Annotated in this window: 17 protein-coding genes; 12 read left to right on the forward strand and 5 right to left on the reverse strand. The window is 63.5% G+C overall.

The features are described from left to right. Position 1 precedes the first annotated feature (1 nt). The 6 genes from STHERM_RS00600 to STHERM_RS00625 are packed head-to-tail and all read left to right on the forward strand — an operon-like array spanning position 2 to position 5615. Positions 2 to 814, forward strand: a complete 813-nt coding sequence (locus STHERM_RS00600) for a CheR family methyltransferase (RefSeq protein ID WP_013312937.1) — start codon at positions 2 to 4, stop codon at positions 812 to 814. Between the two features lies 1 nt (position 815). Then, positions 816 to 1304 carry a chemotaxis protein CheD gene (locus STHERM_RS00605; RefSeq protein ID WP_013312938.1) on the forward strand — a complete coding sequence of 163 codons (489 nt, stop codon included), beginning with the start codon at positions 816 to 818 and terminating at the stop codon, positions 1302 to 1304. Positions 1305 to 1307: 3 nt separating this feature from the next. Next, positions 1308 to 2375 carry a protein-glutamate methylesterase/protein-glutamine glutaminase gene (locus STHERM_RS00610; RefSeq protein WP_013312939.1) on the forward strand — a complete coding sequence of 356 codons (1068 nt, stop codon included), beginning with the start codon at positions 1308 to 1310 and terminating at the stop codon, positions 2373 to 2375. A gap of 55 nt (positions 2376 to 2430) precedes the next feature. After that, entirely contained in the window at positions 2431 to 3834 is a 1404-nt protein-coding gene (gene leuC, locus STHERM_RS00615) for a 3-isopropylmalate dehydratase large subunit (RefSeq protein WP_013312940.1), read from the forward strand. 9 nt (positions 3835 to 3843) lie between these two features. Beyond that, positions 3844 to 4440 carry a 3-isopropylmalate dehydratase small subunit gene (gene leuD, locus STHERM_RS00620; protein ID WP_013312941.1) on the forward strand — a complete coding sequence of 199 codons (597 nt, stop codon included), beginning with the start codon at positions 3844 to 3846 and terminating at the stop codon, positions 4438 to 4440. Between the two features lie 53 nt (positions 4441 to 4493). Then, positions 4494 to 5615: an aminopeptidase gene (locus STHERM_RS00625; protein ID WP_148223839.1), complete on the forward strand. Its 1122-nt coding sequence runs from the start codon at positions 4494 to 4496 to the stop codon at positions 5613 to 5615. On the opposite strand, the gene STHERM_RS00630 is transcribed toward STHERM_RS00625, so the two are convergent. From STHERM_RS00630 to STHERM_RS00645, 4 genes are all read right to left on the reverse strand, one after another. After that, complete coding sequence (locus STHERM_RS00630; protein ID WP_013312943.1) at positions 5612 to 6874, reverse strand: hemolysin family protein; 1263 nt, start codon at positions 6872 to 6874, stop codon at positions 5612 to 5614. The two genes, STHERM_RS00625 and STHERM_RS00630, sit on opposite strands and share 4 nt — an antisense overlap. Before the next feature lie 182 nt (positions 6875 to 7056). Next, positions 7057 to 7413, reverse strand: coding sequence for a thioredoxin (gene trxA / locus STHERM_RS00635; protein WP_013312944.1), 357 nt, complete (start codon positions 7411 to 7413; stop codon positions 7057 to 7059). A 27-nt stretch (positions 7414 to 7440) separates the two neighbouring features. Next, entirely contained in the window at positions 7441 to 8115 is a 675-nt protein-coding gene (locus STHERM_RS00640; protein ID WP_013312945.1) for a DUF4230 domain-containing protein, read from the reverse strand. Further along, positions 8112 to 8666: a DUF4230 domain-containing protein gene (locus tag STHERM_RS00645; RefSeq protein WP_013312946.1), complete on the reverse strand. Its 555-nt coding sequence runs from the start codon at positions 8664 to 8666 to the stop codon at positions 8112 to 8114. The genes STHERM_RS00640 and STHERM_RS00645 overlap by 4 nt, the downstream gene beginning before the upstream one ends. Before the next feature lie 112 nt (positions 8667 to 8778). Between STHERM_RS00645 and STHERM_RS00650 the strand changes: the two genes are divergently transcribed. From STHERM_RS00650 to STHERM_RS00675, 6 genes are all read left to right on the forward strand, one after another. Further along, positions 8779 to 9540 (forward strand): HisA/HisF-related TIM barrel protein, encoded by a 762-nt coding sequence (locus STHERM_RS00650; RefSeq protein WP_041623094.1) that lies wholly within the window; start codon positions 8779 to 8781, stop codon positions 9538 to 9540. Beyond that, a complete protein-coding gene (gene hisE, locus STHERM_RS00655; protein ID WP_013312948.1) occupies positions 9537 to 10106 on the forward strand; it encodes a phosphoribosyl-ATP diphosphatase in 570 nt (189 codons plus the stop codon). The genes STHERM_RS00650 and hisE overlap by 4 nt, the downstream gene beginning before the upstream one ends. Before the next feature lie 6 nt (positions 10107 to 10112). Further along, positions 10113 to 11252 (forward strand): ABC transporter substrate-binding protein, encoded by a 1140-nt coding sequence (locus STHERM_RS00660; RefSeq protein ID WP_013312949.1) that lies wholly within the window; start codon positions 10113 to 10115, stop codon positions 11250 to 11252. 2 nt (positions 11253 to 11254) lie between these two features. After that, positions 11255 to 12796 carry a hypothetical protein gene (locus STHERM_RS00665; protein ID WP_013312950.1) on the forward strand — a complete coding sequence of 514 codons (1542 nt, stop codon included), beginning with the start codon at positions 11255 to 11257 and terminating at the stop codon, positions 12794 to 12796. Between the two features lie 83 nt (positions 12797 to 12879). Then, positions 12880 to 14850 carry a transketolase gene (gene tkt, locus STHERM_RS00670; RefSeq protein ID WP_013312951.1) on the forward strand — a complete coding sequence of 657 codons (1971 nt, stop codon included), beginning with the start codon at positions 12880 to 12882 and terminating at the stop codon, positions 14848 to 14850. A 130-nt stretch (positions 14851 to 14980) separates the two neighbouring features. Further along, positions 14981 to 16483, forward strand: coding sequence for a xylulokinase (locus STHERM_RS00675; RefSeq protein ID WP_013312952.1), 1503 nt, complete (start codon positions 14981 to 14983; stop codon positions 16481 to 16483). A gap of 58 nt (positions 16484 to 16541) precedes the next feature. Here STHERM_RS00675 and STHERM_RS00680 read toward each other — a convergent pair whose 3' ends face one another. Further along, the gene (locus STHERM_RS00680; protein ID WP_148223840.1) at positions 16542 to 18362 is read right to left on the reverse strand and encodes a hypothetical protein; all 1821 of its coding nucleotides are present in this window, start codon (positions 18360 to 18362) and stop codon (positions 16542 to 16544) included. Positions 18363 to 18417 lie beyond the last annotated feature (55 nt).

Consider the following 18417-nt stretch of genomic DNA (forward strand, 5'->3'; position numbering starts at 1 on the left):
GATGTCCGCCCTCTCTCCCTCGATGTTCACCCGGCTTTCCGGGCTCTTCTACGAGATCACCGGGATACGGCTCAAGGAGTACAAGCGGTATCTCCTCGAATACCGCCTCATGCGGCTCGTGGGGCCTGATCGGAGGTTCTCCTCGTTCGAGGAGCTCTACGAGGCGCTCCGCGAGGACCACACGGGGGAGCTCAGGGGGCTCTTCGTCCACCTCCTCACCACGAACTACACCTACTTCTTCCGTGAGTCCCTGCACTTCCCGGTGGTACGTGAGTATCTCCAGGGAAGAGGCAGGGAGGAACCCTATGTGAGGATATGGAGCGCGGGGTGCGCCACCGGAGAGGAGACGTACAGTATCGCCATGGTGGTGAGGGATGCCCTCCCCGATGTGGATGCGCGGGATCTCAAGATCCTGGGTACGGACATCTCGCCCGAGGTCTTGTACGTGGCGCATGCTGGTGTCTATCCGCTGAGGAAAATCCAGTCGTCTCCGTACGACCATCTCCTCGCGCGCTACTGCAGGTTCGACGAGAGGGAGGGTATCCTCGAGGTGAAGGATGAGGTGAAGAGGCTGGTGACGTTCAGGCGCCTCAACCTCATGGACCCCTATCCGTTCAGACGCATGTTCGATGTGGTGTTCCTCCGGAATGTGCTCATCTATTTCGACCTCCCCGAGAAGGAGCGGATCCTCTCGAAGGTCTACGACGTGGTGAAACCGGAAGGGTATCTCATCCTGGGCCTCTCGGAGAGCCTCGTGGGTGTGCGCCACCGGTTTCTTCACCTCAAGGCTTCCATCTACACCAAGAGGGGGTGATATGCACGAGTACTTCCTGCATCCCGGAGAGCTTATCTTCTCCCGACGCCACATGCTCGTAAAGACCGTGCTGGGGTCATGTGTGGCGGTGTGCCTCCACGACAAGGTGCAGCGTATAGGGGGGATGTGCCACTACCTCCTCCCCGTGGCCCCCACGGACGAACAGCGGAGCACCAAGTACGGTGACGTGGCCATACGGGTCTTGCTCTCGAAGTTCCTGGGGAAGGCGGGATCCCGGAAGGAGGATCTGCTGGCCTCGGTGATAGGCGGGGCGTTCGTGGTCTTCGACGAGCGGGAGATCTTCTTCGTGGGTGACAGGAACGTGGAGGTCGCACTCAGGCTGCTCAAGGAGCATGGCGTCTATGTGCTCCAGATGAACACGGGCGGGGACTACGGGAGGAGGGTCCTCTTTGAACCTCACACCAACAGGCTGGTCGTCGAACAGATAAAGGGCGTGACCGTGGATGATCTCTACAACCCGGAGGCGTGACTCATGAGCGAGAAGATCCGCGTGCTGGTGGTGGACGACTCGGCGATCGTGAGGGAGGTCCTCTCACGGCTCATAGGGGGGGCTCCTGACATGGAGCTCGCGGGGACCGCCCCGGATCCCTTCATCGCGAGGGACAAGATCCTCAGGACGAACCCCGATGTCCTCACCCTTGACATCGAGATGCCTCGTCTGGACGGGCTCTCGTTCCTCGAGCGGCTCATGCACTACCGCCCCCTCCCGGTGGTCGTGGTGAGCTCGGTGACCACTAAGGACTCGACGGCGGTGGTGAGGGCTCTGGAGCTGGGGGCCTTCGACGTGGTGAACAAGCCGGGGGACAGTACGAGCGTGGGGGAGGTGGGTGAGCAGATCCTCGAGAAGATCCGTGCGGCCTACAGGTACAGGGATCAGTTCATCGGCAAGTGGCGCCTCCTCAAGGAGAAGGGGGCGAGATCAGGTCCTCCTGCCCACCATCTCTCGGTGGTGGAGACCACCGAGAAGCTCGTAGTGCTGGGTGCCTCCACCGGCGGCACGGTGGCGTTGGAGGAGGTGCTCTCCCGGCTCCCGAGGGGGATGCCGCCTGTGGTGGTGGTGCAGCACATGCCGCCGGTGTTCACCGCCCAGTTCGCGCGACGGCTGGACGAGCTCTGCACGCTGCGGGTGAAGGAGGCCGAGGATGGGGAGCGTCTCGAGAAGGGAACAGTGTACATCGCACCGGGTGGGTACCACCTCGTCCTGGAACGGCGGGGCGAGTTCCTCTACGTGCGTCTCACCCGGGACGAGAAGGTGAACTTCCAGCGTCCCTCGGTCGACGTGCTCTTCGAGTCTGCGGCGGAAGTGGCCGGGAAGAACACCCTTGGTGTGCTTCTCACCGGGATGGGCAAGGACGGGGCGGAGGGACTCCTGAGGATAAAGGAGGCGGGGGGGCACACCATCGCACAGGACGAGGCCTCTTCGATCGTGTGGGGGATGCCGAGGGTTGCGGTGGAGATGGGGGCAGCGAAGGAGGTCCTCCCTCTGGATCGGATCGCCGAGCGGATGGTGAAGGTCGTCTCGTCAGAGGGCGGGGGATGATAGCCGAGGCTCAGCATTTTTGATATGTTTAGTCATAAAAAGGGAAGGAGTGACCATGGCCGGGAAGACCCTCTTTCAAAAGGTGTGGGAGGCACACGTGGTGGATCGACTGCCCACGGGGCAGTACCAGCTCTTCATCGGGCTCCATCTCCTCCACGAGGTGACGAGCCCCCAGGCGTTCGCGGCCCTGAGGGAGAAGGGGCTCAAGGTGGCGTTCCCCGAGCGCACCTTCGCCACGGTGGATCACATCGTTCCCACCCACGACCAGGGGCGGCCCTTCGTGGATCCACAGGCGGAACGCATGATGCAGGAGCTCGAGAAGAACGTGCGCGAGTTCGGCATCAGGTTCTTCAACCTGGAGAGCGGACGTCAGGGGATCGTCCATGTGATAGGGCCGGAGCTCGGTCTCACCCAGCCCGGTATGACCATCGCGTGCGGCGATTCGCATACCTCGACGCATGGGGCCTTCGGCTCGCTCGGATTCGGTATCGGCACGAGTCAGATCCGTGATGTGCTCGCCACGGGTACCCTCGCCATGGAGCCGCTCAAGGTGAGGAAGATAGAGGTGAACGGGCGGCTCGGTCCGGGGGTGACGCCGAAGGACGTGATCCTCTTCATCATCAACCGGCTCGGTGTGAAGGGGGGTATAGGGTACGCCTATGAGTATGCAGGGGATGTCTTCGAGGACATGGAGATGGACGGTCGGATGACGGTGTGCAACATGTCGATAGAGGGTGGGGCGAGGATCGGATACGTGAACCCCGATGAGAAGACCTTTGCCTATCTCAAAGGCAGGGAGTTCGCTCCCAGGGGAGAGGCGTGGGACAGGGCCGTGGCCTACTGGAGGAGTGTGGCCTCTGATCCGGATGCGGTCTACGATGACGTGGTGGTCTTCGATGCTGCCGAGATCGCGCCCATGGTGACGTGGGGGATCACGCCGGGGCAGAGTGTGCCCGTGGACGGCGTGCTCCCGGATCCGGCGGCCCTGCCCGAGAGCGAGCGGGAGATCGCCGAGCTGGCGTACCGCCATATGGGATTCAGGCCGGGCATGCGGATCCTCGGCACCAGGATCGACGTGGCCTTCGTGGGGAGCTGTACGAACGGCCGGATCTCCGACCTCAGGGCCGCGGCGGAACTGGTGAGGGGCAAGAAGGTGGCGCCTCATGTCCGGGCCTTCGTGGTGCCGGGATCGATGCAGGTGAAGCGGCAAGCCGAGGAGGAAGGGCTTCACGAGATCTTCATGGATGCCGGATTCGAGTGGCGTGGGGCCGGATGCTCGATCTGTCTGGGGATGAACCTCGACAGGCTCGAGGGCGACCAGATCAGCGCGAGCTCAAGCAACCGGAACTTCATCGGCCGTCAGGGGAGTCCCAAGGGGCGCACCCTGCTCATGTCCCCGCAGATGGTGGCTGCTGCGGCCATCGCAGGGGAGGTAGTGGATATACGAGAGGTAGGATAGGAGAGCCTTATGACGAACATCATCCGCATAGCGGGTACCATGGTGCCGGTTCGTGGGAACGACATCGATACCGACAGGATCATCCCGGCCCGGTATCTCAAGGAGATCACCTTCGAGAGGATGGGTGAGTACGCCTTCTACGACGAGCGTTTCGGAGAGGACGGCACGCCCACGGACCATCCGTTCAACCGCTACGCAGGGGCGAGCATCCTCGTGGCGAACGCCAACTTCGGATGCGGGTCGAGCAGAGAACACGCTGCCCAGGCGGTGATGCGCTGGGGGATCCGGGCGATCGTGGCCGAGTCGTACGGGGAGATCTTCGCGGGCAACTGCACCATGATAGGGGTTCCACCGGTCGTGGCCTCGCAGGAGGTGGTGGAGGCCCTCCAGACCCTCGCCGAGGCACGCCCCGAGGCCCGGGTGGAGATCGACCTCGAGGAGATGGTGGTGCGGGGAGAGGGCTTTTCCTACCCCGTCTCCATGCCCGAGGGAAGGAGGGAGGCCTTCCTGAAGGGGTATTGGGATTCCACGGCCCTGCTCCTGAGCAACATCGAGAAGACCCGGAAGGTGGCGGCGGGCCTTTCCTATGTGAGGGGTTTCGAGTAAGCTTTTCGGGCCGATACGTGCATCGGTCGAATCCGAAGAAGAAGGAGTACTCAGTGCGTTTCCTCACTATGGGTATCCACGACGAACGTCTCGTAAAGCCCGCGCGGGCCGTGGTGCAGGAGAGTCTCGGCGTGAAGGCTGGTGAACGGGTCCTCATCGTGACCAATCCGGGGGCGGAGATCTTCCGCATCGCCTCTGCGGTCTACGATGCAGCGGCAGAGCTGGGGGCACGGCCGGTCCTCGTGGTGCAGCCCAGGAAGACGAGTCTCGACTACGCAGAGGATGCGGTGATAGAGGCCCTCGCGAGCGAGCCGGAGGTCTTCTGCTCCCTTTCTGAGGAGAAGCTCGGTAAGGACAGACGGGGGCTCTCCCGGCCGTACGTCTGGGAGGGCAAGGAGTACGACCACATACACGGCTTCCTCCGCGAGGGGAAGAAGGTGATGAGGAGCTTCTGGTCTCCTTCGCTCACCCTCGATACCTTCCTGAGGACGGTGGACATCGACTACGAGGCCCTCGCCTCGGTATGCCGGAAGGTGAAGGCGCGACTCGAAGGTGCCGTGGAGGTGCACGTCACCTCACCTTCGGGCACCGATCTGCGGTTCTCGGTGGAGGGACGCACCCCGTTTCTCGACGACGGGCTCTTCAGGGAGCCGGGTGAGGGGGGTAACCTCCCGGCGGGTGAGGTCTTCGTCTCGCCTGTGGTGGGTTCGGCCGAGGGGATGGTCGCATTCGACGGGAGCATCGCCCTTGCGGAGGGCATCGCCATCCCCTCCACCCCGGTGCGGGTGACGTTCGAGGAGGGGTATGTCGTCTCGGTGGAAGGGGAGGACGAGGCGGCGGAGCTCCTCTCGGCTTCCCTCGAGGCAGGCAAGAAGCGGGCCCTGGCCTTCGAGCAGGAGGGGTTGCTCCCTCGGGGGCAGGGGGAGGTCTACGCGAGAAACGCGCGGCATCTCGGTGAGTTCGGAATAGGGCTCAACGAGAAGGCACGGATCGTGGGCAACATGCTCGAGGACGAGAAGGTCTACGGCACGTGTCATTTCGCCATAGGAAGCAACTACGACGAGGATGCGAAGGCCCTCATCCACCTGGATGCCCTGGTGAAGAATCCTACCATCAGGGTGAGACGGGACTCCTCCTGGGAGGTCTTGATGGAGGAAGGGACGCTCGTCGGTTAGCGGGGGAGGGGGCCCTCCCCGTGTTCCTCTCTTCCCGGTGGCAGGTACTCGACCCAATCGATCGACGTCCTCGAGCGAACCGTCACCTTGAAGGTGCCGAGAGGTGTCTCGATCACCTCTCCCGACTCGGGGAGGGTGCCGCGTACTTCCGTGAGATAACCGGCGACCGTGGAGGCATCCGGTTTTTCCTCCAGATCGAGCTCGAAGGTCTCCAGCAGGAGGTAGAGAGGGGCCTTCCCCGCGACCTTGTACCAGCCGTGTGGGAGGCGCCGGAGGGGGGTCTCCTCCTTTTGCTCGTTCTCGTCGTAGAGTTCTCCCACGATCTCCTCGATGATGTCCTCGGTGGTTACGAGACCGGCGAGGCCTCCGTATTCGTCGAGTACGATGGCCATCTTGTGTTGCGCCTTGGTGAGGGCGGTGAAGGCGTTGTAGATCCGCATGGTCTCGGGGAGGAAGAGGGGGGTGACGGCGAGTCTGAAGAGGGGGGTGTCTGCCTTTCCCTCTGCGTGAGCCTTGAGGAGATCCCTGAGGTGCACGATTCCGCTGATGTCCTCGGGGTTCTGGTGGTAGAGGGGGATTCGCGAGAAGGGTCGCGCGAGGACGTGAGGGAGGGCTTCCCCCACGGTGAGTGCCTGAGGAAGGCTGAAGATGCGTGTCCTGTGGGTCATGATGGTGTGGAGGGTGGCCTCGCTGAAGCGTATGATACGCCGCATCATGCGGGTCTTGTAGGGTTCGATGGCACCGGTGCTGTGGGCGAGGGAGAGGGTGTGGAGTATGGCCTCTTCGGTGAGCGGTGGTTGTTCGTTCCGAGGAAGGAGGATGCGGGTGATGCCGGAGAGGATCCAGATCACGGGCCTGAAGGCGAACGAGAGTATCCAGAGGATGCGGACGGTGTGGAGCGCGATGAAGGTGTTGTGGTGGAAGGCGAGGCGCTTGGGCAGGATCTCCGAGAAGAGAAGGACCACCATGGTGAGTACCCCTGTGGAGAGTCCCACCGCGGTACTCCCTGCGAGCCGGATGGTGAGGGTGGTGGTGAAGGCGGAGGCGCTGAGGTTCGCGAGGTTGTTTCCGATGAGGACCGTGGTGAGGAAGATGTCGGGCTGGGAGAGCATCTTCTCTATGAGGTGTCCCTTCTTCGGGGCCTTTTTCTTGAGCGTCTGGATATCCACGAAGGAGAGGGAGGTGAAGGCCGTTTCGGTCCCCGAGAAGAATGCCGAGAGAAAGAGGAGAAAGGCGAGGACCAGGAGGGGTACGATCATACCTGTGCTCCTTCTCGATGCACGGACGTGTTGTGGGAGGTATGCGCTTTCTTCGGGGGAAGAAGGTAATAGGTATGTGGGAAGGGGCTGTCGGATAAGGCCACCTTCACGGGGAAGGCAGCCTGTCTTCGTGGGTAAGGGTCGTCGTCTTCCATGGCGCTCCCTGAGACCTCAGGGGTGCATCATTCCACGTGGAGCACTTCTTTGATGGCCTGATCGAAGACTTCCCGAGGGATGGCGCCCACGGCGAGCTGAGGTTGTTCTTCCACAGGGATGAAGAGAATGGAAGGGATGCTCTGAATGCCGAAGACCATCGCCAGTTCCTGTTCTTCGTCGGTGTTCACCTTGTAGACCACGAGCTTGCCTTCGTACTCGTCGGCGATTTCTTCCAGGATGGGCGCCACCATCTTGCAGGGGCCGCACCAGTCGGCATAGAAGTCGATGATGGCGGGAACCTCTCCTTTATACTTCCATTCGGTCTCGTTCTCGTAGTCGAAGACCTTTTCCTTGAAGTCTTCGGTGGTAAGTTTGTGTGTCATCAAGCACCTCTACATAAAGTATTTCTTTCAATATAGCATAGAAGAGGCGCGCCGTCCACTCAAGAGGGCGCCGAGTGCGCGGCGGGCGGATCGGGTGGCGTGTTCGAGTATGTCTTCCACCGGGAGGATGGAGGGGGCGTGGGAGATGATGAAGTCTGAGGTCTCCTTCCACTGGGAGGCGCTGAGCCTGATGGCGGGGTAGTGCTCGGTGTGAGGGGTGTCCCCCATGGTGATGGAGAGGATGGCGGCGGGGGGGACCTCCAGGAGGCCGTCTTCGTTCCACCATGCGGCGAGAGGGGGGAGGGTGGGGTCCGAGAAGTCGTAGCCTGCACGTACGGTGAGGTCGACCACGATGAAGTCGTAGGGGAAGAGGTAGAAGGGGTGCCCCAGGCGATCGAGGAAGTCGTAGACTTCCATGTTGGCCGTCTCGTCCGGGGTGAGGGGCTCTCCTGAGGCGGCTTTTCGCGTGAGGGTGCGGTAGACCGAGGGGGTGGTGCCGGCGGGGAGGAAGTCGTGGGGGAAGACGATCTTCACGGTGTACTCGGTGGTGACGAGGAGGGAGAGCTCGCGTTCCGAGAGGAACTGTGGGGTGCTGCCGTCGATCGATGGCGGTGTGTCGAGGCGGAAGCGGAGGAGGACGAGGGTGACGGCGAGGAGGATGACGACGATCGCCATGGGGAGGGCAAGGAGGATCCGTTTCATCCTTCGGGGCCTCCGCTCTCGATGTGCCACTCGATGGTGGTATAGCCCGCTTCACGGAGGAATTCCTCCACGAGGAGGTGGCCTCTGGTCTGGGCCTTCTCCAGGAGTCCTTGCGAGATGGCCAGCTGTTCCACGGCCGGTTTCCTCCGGTTGATCTCCTCGAGGAGGCGGGGATGAGGGTAGGTGTTGGGGGCTCCGAAGTACTCGTGGATCGCGCGCTCGTCGGCGTCGATGGAGAGGATGCGGGCGGGTTCGTGGGTGATGATGAGGTGCCCGGGGTCGGTGGGGTGCCGGGTGATGGTGAGGGTGGAGAGGTCTATGCCGGCCTGGATGTGGTAGACGATGGAGAAGAGGAGCGGGTGGTCGACTTTGAAGAGTCGGGCGAGCCAGTTCGGGTCTTCTATGTAGATGATGTCCCTGTAGGTGTATTCGTAGGTCCCGAGGAGGAGTACTTCCTTGATGTGGTATGCGATCCGTTCGGGTGGGGGTGGGGAGGGTCTGCAGGTGGACAGGAGGAGAAGGAGGAGTGCGAACGGGAGGAGAGGTTTCATCCCCCTTCAGTATACCCTAAAATCGGGATTTGTGGAGGGGTGTGTGTATTTTTCTGCGCGAATGGCGTATACTCCTTGGGTAAAGGGATATCCTATGCGGGAGGGTTCACGGATGTGGTGTGTGCCTGCAATCGATGTGCTGGAAGGTCGGGGGGTGCGGCTCCTGCAGGGGGACTATGGGCGGGTGACGGTGTACGACGAGGATCCCGTGGCCCGCGTGCGGGCCTTCGTGGAGGCGGGGGCGAGGAGGGTCCATGTGGTGGATCTGGATGCGGCGAGGGGGAGGGGGGACAATCGGGGGGTGATCGCTCGGATGGTGAGAGCGGCGGGGGAGGGTGTAGTGGTGGAGGTGGGTGGAGGGGTGCGTACGGAGAGGGACGTGGAGGAGCTCCTCTCGGTCGGGGCGGGGGCCTTGGTGGTGGGGACGGTGTTGGTGCGGGATCCGGGGCGTGTGGAGCGGTGGGTGCGGGAGTACGGGAGGGTGTTCTGGGCGGGGATCGATGCGAGGGACGGGGTGGTGAGGGTGCAGGGGTGGGAGGAGGAGGGGGGTGTGGAGGATGTGGCTCTCGCGGGGAGGGCGAGGGACCTGGGGTTGTGCGGGGTGATCTACACCAATATCGCACGGGACGGGATGCTCTCAGGGCCCGATGTGGAGGGTGCACAGCGGGTGGGTGAGGCGGCGGGGCTCCCGGTGGTGGTTTCGGGAGGGGTCGGGGGGGTGGAGGATGTGCGGCGGGTGGCCGCGGAGGGGGGGAGGTGGGTGCGCGGGGTGATCCTGGGGAAGGCGGTCTACGAGGGGAGGGTGGACCTGCCTGCGCTCTTCCGGGAGTTCCCGCAGGGGGATCTCGTCCGACTCGAGGGGAGGATGATGTGACGCACAAGAGCGAGACCAAGGAGGCGTTCGTGAAAGAGGCGGTGTTCCCTGCAGTGTGTGTGGACGGGGAGGGGCGGGTGGTGGGGGCGGTGCTCCAGAACGAGAAGGCGAGGGACAAGAGTCTCGAGCAGAAGGAGGTCTGGATGGTCCACCCGGCGACGGGGCGGGTGGTGCCGGCGGGGATGGGGCCGGTGGTGCGGGTGGTGCAGGAGGATGGGTGGGTGCGGGTGGTGGTGAGGGGCAAGGGGAGCGGGGAGGTGCAGGGGGAGGAGGGGGTGGTGCGGGCGGATGAGGGGGGGGTGTTGGAGCGGCTCGAGGGGGTGGTGCGGGCGAGGCGGAGCGCCATGCCTGAGGGATCGTATACCACCCATCTGTTCTCGTCCGGAGGGGAGAAGATACGGAAGAAGACCGGAGAGGAGGCGATCGAGCTCCTTCTCGCACCCTCCCGGGACAGGATCGTCTATGAGGCGGCCGACTTCCTGTACCATCTCATGGTGCTCCTGGTATGGGAAGGGATCCCGTTTCGGGACGTGCTGGAAGAGCTCTCCCGCCGGTTCGATCAGTGAGGTGATATGAGGTCCTCCGTCCTCCGGTACGTGATGGTCGTCCTCGTGCTTCTCGTCGTGGTGGCCGGAGGGGTCTGGATCGCCTCCTCCGGTTCTGGTCGGCGGGTCTATACCGTGGGTGTCCTGCTCCCCCTGGGAGATCGAGAGCTCGCCCCCATCGGAAGGAGGATAAAGGCCCTCGTGGAACGCTTCTCCGAGGAGGTGGTGGAGCCGGAGGAGCTTCCCTGGCGGCTTCGTTTCGAGTTCCTCGATACCGGTGGGGATCCGGCGCAGGTGATCCGGACGATGAGATCGCTCCTTCTCTCGGGGAAGGACGTGGTTGCCTTCATCGGTCCTCACATCTCCCGGACGGCCATCCCTGCCGGAGGGGTGGCGGAGAGCCTGGGTATACCCCTCATCGCCCCGATCGCCACCCATCCGGCGGTGGTGGGAGGACGGCAGTATGTCTTCAGGCTGGTGGCTTCCGACGAGTTCCAGGCCAGGGTCCTCTGCAGGTATGCGTATGAACGGCTCGGAGTCAGACGGATGGGGGTCCTCTTCGATGGGGCCGACGACTACAGCAGGGATATGGCCGCTCAGATCTCCCGCATCTTCCCCGTCATGGGGGGTGAGGTGGTGGTGGAGGGGTTCGTCTCGGAGGAGGAGCGGCGTGAGGCCCTCGAGAGGCTCGTGGGGCACGAGCCCGAGGGGGTCGTGCTTCCCCTCTTCAGGGAGCAGCTCGTCCTGGCCGCGGGAGAGCTCGAAGCGGCGGGGTATACCGGGTCCTTGCTCGGCCCGGATTCGTGGGGTACGCTCACCCCCGAGGACAGGATCTCCGGATACTGGGTGACCCACTGGGATTTCACGTTCAACGACAGTCCTTCCTCCCGATTCCTCGAGCGGTTTCTCGCCGAGAGAGGAGAGGAACCGGACGTGTACGTATACTTCTGCGACGCCCTCTTCTTTCTTTGGGAGAGTGTGAAGGGGCTGGATCTCCTCTCCCCTGAGGAGGTGCGGAATGCGTTGACGATGAAGAGGGGGTTCGTCGGGGCGTTGGGTTCGTGCGTGTTCCTGGAGGACGGGGAGCCCTGGAGACACCTGTACGTGATGGAACGGCTGCCCGGAGGGAGGACGGTGGTGAGAGATTCGCTGGACCCTGTGGAGTAGTGATGAGGGGAGGAAGGTTCCACCTCGTGGTGGTCACGGGTGTGCTCCTCCTCATCCACGCGGGGGGACTCTTTCTCGTGGTGGAGACCGCCAAGAGCGGGGTACAGCGGGATCTCCGGCAGGAGCTCGATCGGGCCCACGAGGTGGCCGCCCTCTGGCGTGAGGGGGCTCTCGCCGCGGTGGAGGTGCTGGCGGCTCATCCCGCGGTGAGGGCGGTCCTTCTCGAGGAGGGATCCCCCTCCGACCTGATCCCTTTCCTGGAGGATCTCCTCGGACGCGTTCCTCTCTTCGAGCGTGTGTGTGTGCTTTCTCCTCTGGGCGATGCGCGTGTTTCGATTCCGGCCGGAGACCTCCCGTTCTGGAGGGAGCCTTTCTTCAGGAGGGCTTCCTCGAAGGCGGAGCGTCCGGTGTGGGAGGGAGTCTACCTCTCTCCCGTGTTCCTCTCGCACAAGGCCGTGGTGTGGATGAGGAGCCGGGGAGGGGCTCTCCTGGTGGTCTACCTCTCTCTGGATGATCTCGAGGAGAGGCTCCACCGCGTGGGATCCCATGTGGTGCTGCTCGATGGGTTCGGAACTCCTCTCGAGGAGGAGCTCCTGGAGGAGCGCTTCCTCTCTATCCTACGCCGAGGGGATGGGGGTGTGGGGAGGATGCGGTATCAGGGGAGGTCGTGGTACTACGGGATTTCCTGGATGGATGAGGTGGGTCTCTTTTTCGTGGCGATGCGTCCGGCCTCTATTGTGTTTCCTCCGCTCTTCTTGTTCCTGTGGGGTGTGCTCGCCGTGGGTGGCTACCTTGCGATCCTCCTGAGCGTGAAGGCCGGGGAGGGACGCGTGAGGGCCACGATCGATACGGTGTCCCGATCCAAGGGAGAGGATCTCTCCCTGTTGGGATTGACGGCCGATGTGGTTTCCAACCTCTTCACCGGTATGTACGGAATGGTGAAGACGATGCTGGGGGAGCTCGCACAGAGGGGAGGGGATGTGGCCGAGAGGGGCGTGGTCCTCGCCCGTGAGCTTGCGAAGGCCCGTGCCTTTGCGCACCAGGTCCGGATCCTCTCCAGGGGGGAGCCCGGGGATGTGGGGGTATGGACGGTGGTGAGCCTCATTGCACTGGTGGGGGAACGTCTGGGTGAGGATCTGGTCCGGAGGTTGGATGTGATTTCGGATCCCTCCCTTTCCTTCAGGGGAAGCCGGGAGCATGCAGCGATCGCCTTGGAGAATGTCGTGCGTGTGCTGTTCTCCTTCGACGAGGATGCGTTCGTGGTGTGCAGGACCACACGGAGGGTCCTCAGCGGGGGAGAGTACACGATGATTTCGCTCTATACCCCGGCAGGGCCCGAGGGTTTCGCCTCCTCCTTTGGGGGTAGGCCCATGGAGGGGGTGGATACCGGGCTCCAGGACCCAGGCATCCTCCTCGCGGAGAGAGTTCTCTCCTTGCAGGGCGGGTTTCTTGGATTCAGGGGAGTGGCGGGAGGGCTCCTGTGTGAGATGGCGCTTCCTGCCGGTGAGGATGTTCCCGGGAGCCGGGGTAGGCAGAAAGGGTGAATAGGTGTATCATTGTGGAAGGAGTTTTTAAATGCTGATTATAAATCAGCACTGCCCTATTCCACAAACCGAAAGGAGTCCGTATGGACAGGAAAGCTCTGGAGAAGATAGCGCTCTCGGTACGTAGTCTCTCCATGGACGCGGTGGAGGCGGCCAAGTCGGGACATCCTGGTCTTCCTCTGGGTGCGGCAGAGATAGGTGCGGTGCTCTTCGGGGAGGTGCTCAGGCTCTCGCCTCATGATCCGGCCTGGATCAACCGGGATCGGTTCGTCCTCTCGGCAGGTCATGGTTCCATGTGGCTCTACTCCCTCCTCCACCTCGCCGGTTTCGATCTCCCCTTGGACGAGATCAAACGGTTCCGCCAGCTCGGTTCCAAGACGCCGGGGCATCCGGAGTACGGTCACACGGCCGGGGTGGAGACCACCACGGGCCCGCTCGGGCAAGGGTTTGCGAACGCGGTGGGCATGGCCATCGCGCAGGAGATGCTCGCCGCCAGGTTCAACACTCCGGAGTTCCCTCTCATCGATCACTACGTGTACGCCCTCGCAGGCGACGGGTGTCTCATGGAGGGGGTGAGTGCAGAGGCCGCCTCTCTCGCGGGGCACCTCAAGCTCGGCAGGCTCATCGTGTTCTACGATTCGAACCGTATCACCATAGAGGGTGAGACCGACCTCGCCTTCACCGAGGATGTGGGTGCTCGTTTCAGTGCGTACGGCTGGCAGGTCTTGGAAGGCGACGGGTACGACATGGAGGGGATCCTCTCCCTCGTCGAGAAGGCGAAGGCCGAACGGGAACGCCCGACGCTCATCATCCTTCACACCACGATCGGGAAAGGCGCTCCGAACAAGGCCGGCTCCCACGAGGTGCACGGCGCTCCGTTGGGGCCCGAGGAGGTGAAGGCCTCGAAACGGAGGCTGGGGATCCCCGAGGACGTGCAGTTCTACGTGGCACCCGAGGCCTACGCCTACTTCGAGGAGCGACGGAAGGCCTGGAGGGGGGAGTACGACAGGTGGCAGCGGATGTTCTCCGAGTGGGCGCGCACGTACCCCGAGAAGAAGGCGGAATGGGACAGGTTCTTCGGCCCGGTCGATCTCTCGAAGGTGAGCTTCCCCTCTTTCGAGCGTGGGAGCAAGGTGGCGACCAGAAAGGCGAGCGGGGAGGTGCTCAAGGCCCTTGCCGCAGGTGTCCCGAACCTGGTGGGCGGGTCCGCGGATCTCGCGCCGTCCAACAACACGGCCCTCCCCGGATATGGGGACTTCAGTGTCGAGGATCGTACGGGGAGGACCCTCCACTACGGGGTGAGGGAGCACGCCATGGGGGCCGTGGCGAACGGTATCGCCCTCTATGGGGGCCTCCGCACCTTCTGCGCCACCTTCCTGGTCTTTTCAGACTACATGCGTCCCCCCATCAGGCTCGCCGCCCTCATGGGGCTCCCCGTGACGTACGTCTTCACCCACGACTCGATCTTCGTCGGAGAGGACGGCCCGACCCACCAGCCGGTGGAGCACCTGGCCTCCCTCCGTGCCATTCCCAACCTCCTGGTGCTGAGGCCGGGGGATGCGGAGGAGACGGTGTTGGCCTGGAGGCTCGCCATGGAGAGCTCCTCCACCCCGGTGGTGCTCGCCCTCTCACGGCAGGGACTGCCCGTCTACGAGAAGCCTGCAGCCTGGGAAGAGGACGCACGGCGTGGGGCTTACGTGGTGAAGGACTGCGAGGGCACCCCCGATGTGGTGGTGGTGGCCACCGGGTCCGAGGTCTCGCTCGCCCTTGCGGCCGCAGGAGAGGCGGAAGGAAGGCGGGTCAGGGTGGTCTCCATGCTTTCGAGGGAGCTCTTCCTCTCACAGGACGAAGCCTTCCGGGAGAGGATCGTTCCCCGCGATGTGAGGACCGTGGTGGTGGAAGCCGGTGTGGCCCTCGGATGGGAGGGGTTCGTCGCCCGGAGGGACGACCTCGTCACCCTGGATCGATTCGGCTTGTCCGGTCCCGGGGGCCAGGTGGCCGAGGCGCTCGGCCTCTCGAAGGAGCGGGTGAAACAGAGGATCATGGGGCAGTGAGAGACGTCGACCGCCCGGTTTCCGGGCGGTTTTTTCGTGGGGGATAGTGTACGAGTCTTTTTAAAAGGTTTTGCAAAACACGGGAGAGTGTGCTAGTATGTGAGTATCACCTTTACGAAAGGAGTTGGTCATGGCATACCTTCTCGGATTCGATGTGGGAAGCTCTTCCATAAAGGCCTCTCTCCTGGATGCGGAGACGGGAAAGAGGGTGGCCCAGGCCGTCTCTCCGCAGGTTGAACTGGAGATCAAGGCGCTGAAACCGGGGTGGGCCGAGCAGAGCCCCCTCACCTGGTGGGAACACGTGAAGCGGGCCGCGGCCATGGTGAGGGAGCAGGCCCCCTCCGGGATGGCCCAGGTGGCGGGTATCGGGATCTCCTACCAGATGCACGGGCTCGTGACGTTGGACAGGGAGGGGAGGCCGCTCCGTGATGCCATCATCTGGTGTGACAGCAGGGCCGTGCCCTATGGGGAGAAGGCCTTCAGAGCGCTCGGACCCGAGCGATGTCTCGCCGAGTTGCTCAACTCGCCCGGCAATTTCACGGCCGCGAAGCTCGCGTGGGTGAAGGAGCATGAACCCGATGTCTTTGAGAGGATCTGGAAGATCATGCTCCCCGGGGACTACATCGCGTACCGTTTCACGGGGAGGGTGGCGACCACCCCTTCGGGGTTGAGCGAAGGTATCCTCTGGGACGTGAAGGATGACGGACCCGCCCGCTTCCTCATGGAGTACTTCGGCTTCCCCGAGGATATCCTGCCCGAGGTGGTACCCTCGTTCTCCGATCAGGGGCGCGTCCTCAAGGAGGTGGCCGAGGAACTGGGGATTCCCGCGGGGGTCCCCGTGGCCTACCGGGCGGGGGACCAGCCGAACAACGCCTTCTCCCTGGCGGTGCTCAATCCGGGAGAGGCGGCCGCCACGGCGGGTACTTCGGGGGTGGTCTACGGCGTGACCGACCGACCGGCCTATGATACCCGATCCCGTGTGAACACCTTCGTCCACGTGAACCACGGGAAAACCCATCCCCGTTACGGGGTGCTCCTCTGCCTCAACGGTACGGGGATCCTCAACCGGTGGGTCAAGCAACAGGCGGTGGATCTCGACGATCGTACGGTGGGCTACGAGGTCCTCAACGAGTGGGCCTCCCGGGTGCCCGTGGGGAGCGAGGGGGTGGTGATCCTGCCGTACGGGAACGGGGCGGAACGGACCCTGGAGAACAGGGACATCGGGGGCTCGATCCATCACCTCAACTTCAACATACACCGGCGGGAGCATCTCCTCAGGGCCGCACAGGAGGGGATCGTCTTCGCCCTTGCGTATGGCATGGAGATCATGGAGGAGATGGGGATGCCCACCGAGGTGGTACGCGCCGGGCATGCGAACATGTTCCTGAGCCCCCTCTTCAGGGAGGCCTTTGCGAACACCACGGGTGCGAGAATAGAGTTGTTCGATACGGATGGTTCGGAAGGTGCGGCGAGGGGTGCGGGCGTGGGTGTCGGGATCTACTCCAGGCCGGAGGAGGCCTACGTGGGGCTCTCCCGGAAGGGGGAGGTCTCGCCGGAGCCGGACCTCATGGAGCGATACCGCGAGGCCTACGAACGGTGGAAGGAGACCCTCCGCACCGTGTTGGGCGGGTAGGTGAGTCGGACCATGCGCGGGAGGGGCCGCACCGGCCCCTCTTCCCGTGTGGGGAGGATCAGTAGGTGACGAGGATCCGCTCCCTCTGCTCCCTGTGCCGGTACTTCACGTAGAGGGTCTCGTTCCCGGGGGTATAGTACGCACCCATGGGATAGATCTCGAACACCGGGGTGGTACGCCAGGTGAGTCTGAGTATCTCGAGCCGGGTGTAGGGGCGGACGCCCTGGATCACCATGTGATGGATCCACCCTTCCGGGAACTCGAACTCCATGAGCAGTTCCGTCTCTGAGACCGAGATCCGGGGAAACTCGAGGATGGTCCACACCCACCCTGTGAGATCTTCCCCCTGCAGGAGGGGGACGATGTGAGGAAGGGGGGCGTCGGGCATCACGAAGGGGTAGACTTCTTCGGGGAAGACGATCCCTTCCCTCTGCCGGGGGTCGTCCACCGGGAAGGAGGCGGGAAGGGTACCCGAGGGCCCCACGAGTTTGAGCGAGGAGACGTAGAGGTCGCGGGAGACTTCCTCCATGAGGGGGTCTCCCCTCCGTGCGCCCTCCATGGAGAGGATGGCTGCGGCGGCCAGGGAGAGCCGGATGTCGGCCCGTCCGCCGCTCGCCACGAAGAGTCCCTCGTCGGTGAGGGTGAGTGCGGGGTAGAGGACGGTGTCGAAGAGAGGCTCGATGGGTGTCGTATCGAGGAGCGCGGGGGAGGATCGCCGGACGCGGTGGAAGAGCCGGAGGAGTTCGAGCGCCTGGGCAGGAGAGAGACGTTCCGGATCGAGGGACGAGAGGAGTCCCTGCACCCGGGAGAGCCATCTCCCGCTTCCCCCGAGGGTCCGGCTCATGACGAGCAGGTCGTAGAGATCGGGTATCGTGTGGAGCGGGGAGGGTGCGCCGGGGGAGAGCGAGTCGAGGTAGGCCTCGAGGAGGTCGTCCAGGTCCTGGAAGAAGGCCTCGGAGGTGCGTTGGAGATCTCCCAGATAGGGATTCGAGAGAAAGGTGAAGGCCGCAGGATGTGCCTCCCTCATACGGGCGAGGGTGTCCACCACGTCCGGGAAGGTGTTCCTGCGTATGGACTCCGCAGCATACGCGATCACCGTCTCCTCATGGATCCCTCGTTCCGTCTCGTAGTTCCAGACGAGCCGGTCCGGGAGGAGACGCGACTGCCAGCCCTTGTAGGCCGAGTCCACGAACTGCTGGATGGCCGCGGCGACCTGGCGCGGGGTGATGGACCTGTTCTGACTCCGGTACCAGAAGGCGAAGACCGCTTTCCCTCCCGAGGGCGCGCCGAGGGTGAGCGTTCCGTTCCCGTCCCGGGAGAGCCCCACCTCGAGTATCCGCTGTTCGAGGAGGATGCGGGAGGTTCCGGGAAGGGAGAGGTAGTACTGGTCGTCCCCCGAGGGGTTGAGGGCGAGTATCGGAAGGTCTTCGGCGACCTGCGCCTTGAGGCCACCGGAGAGGGAGAAGGGTATGGTGAGCCTGGTCATCCGCGGTGGAGCGCTGAGGACGATGCGAAGGGAGTCTCCGACCGAAGGAATGATCCGGATCCGGACCCCTTCCGAGGCCTCGATGGTGAGTTCGTCGGAGGACCCGGTGAAGGCGAGGGGTACCACGGGGAGTTTCCCGCCGGAATCGGTGGAAGCTTCCAGTGGTGTTTTCCGCGAAAAGCGAAGGGAGAGACCGTGGTAGTCAATACGCACCTCCTCGAGTATGGATACCCCTTCCGGTCCCGGTACCTCGCGGGTGTGGACGGTGAGACCGTGCCAGGAGGAGGTGAGCACCCTGCCTCCCGAGAAGGAGAGGAGGACGACGAGGAAGAGGAGGAAGAGATAGCCGACAGGGAGGAGGAGACGGTACCACGTTCTTTTGACCTCGATCATCGGCCGCATTCTAACAACAGGGAGGTGGAATGTCAAAGAGGACCGGTGTGTGAAG

The sequence above is a fragment of the Spirochaeta thermophila DSM 6192 genome (genome assembly GCF_000147075.1).
Lineage (GTDB): Bacteria > Spirochaetota > Spirochaetia > Winmispirales > Winmispiraceae > Winmispira > Winmispira thermophila_A.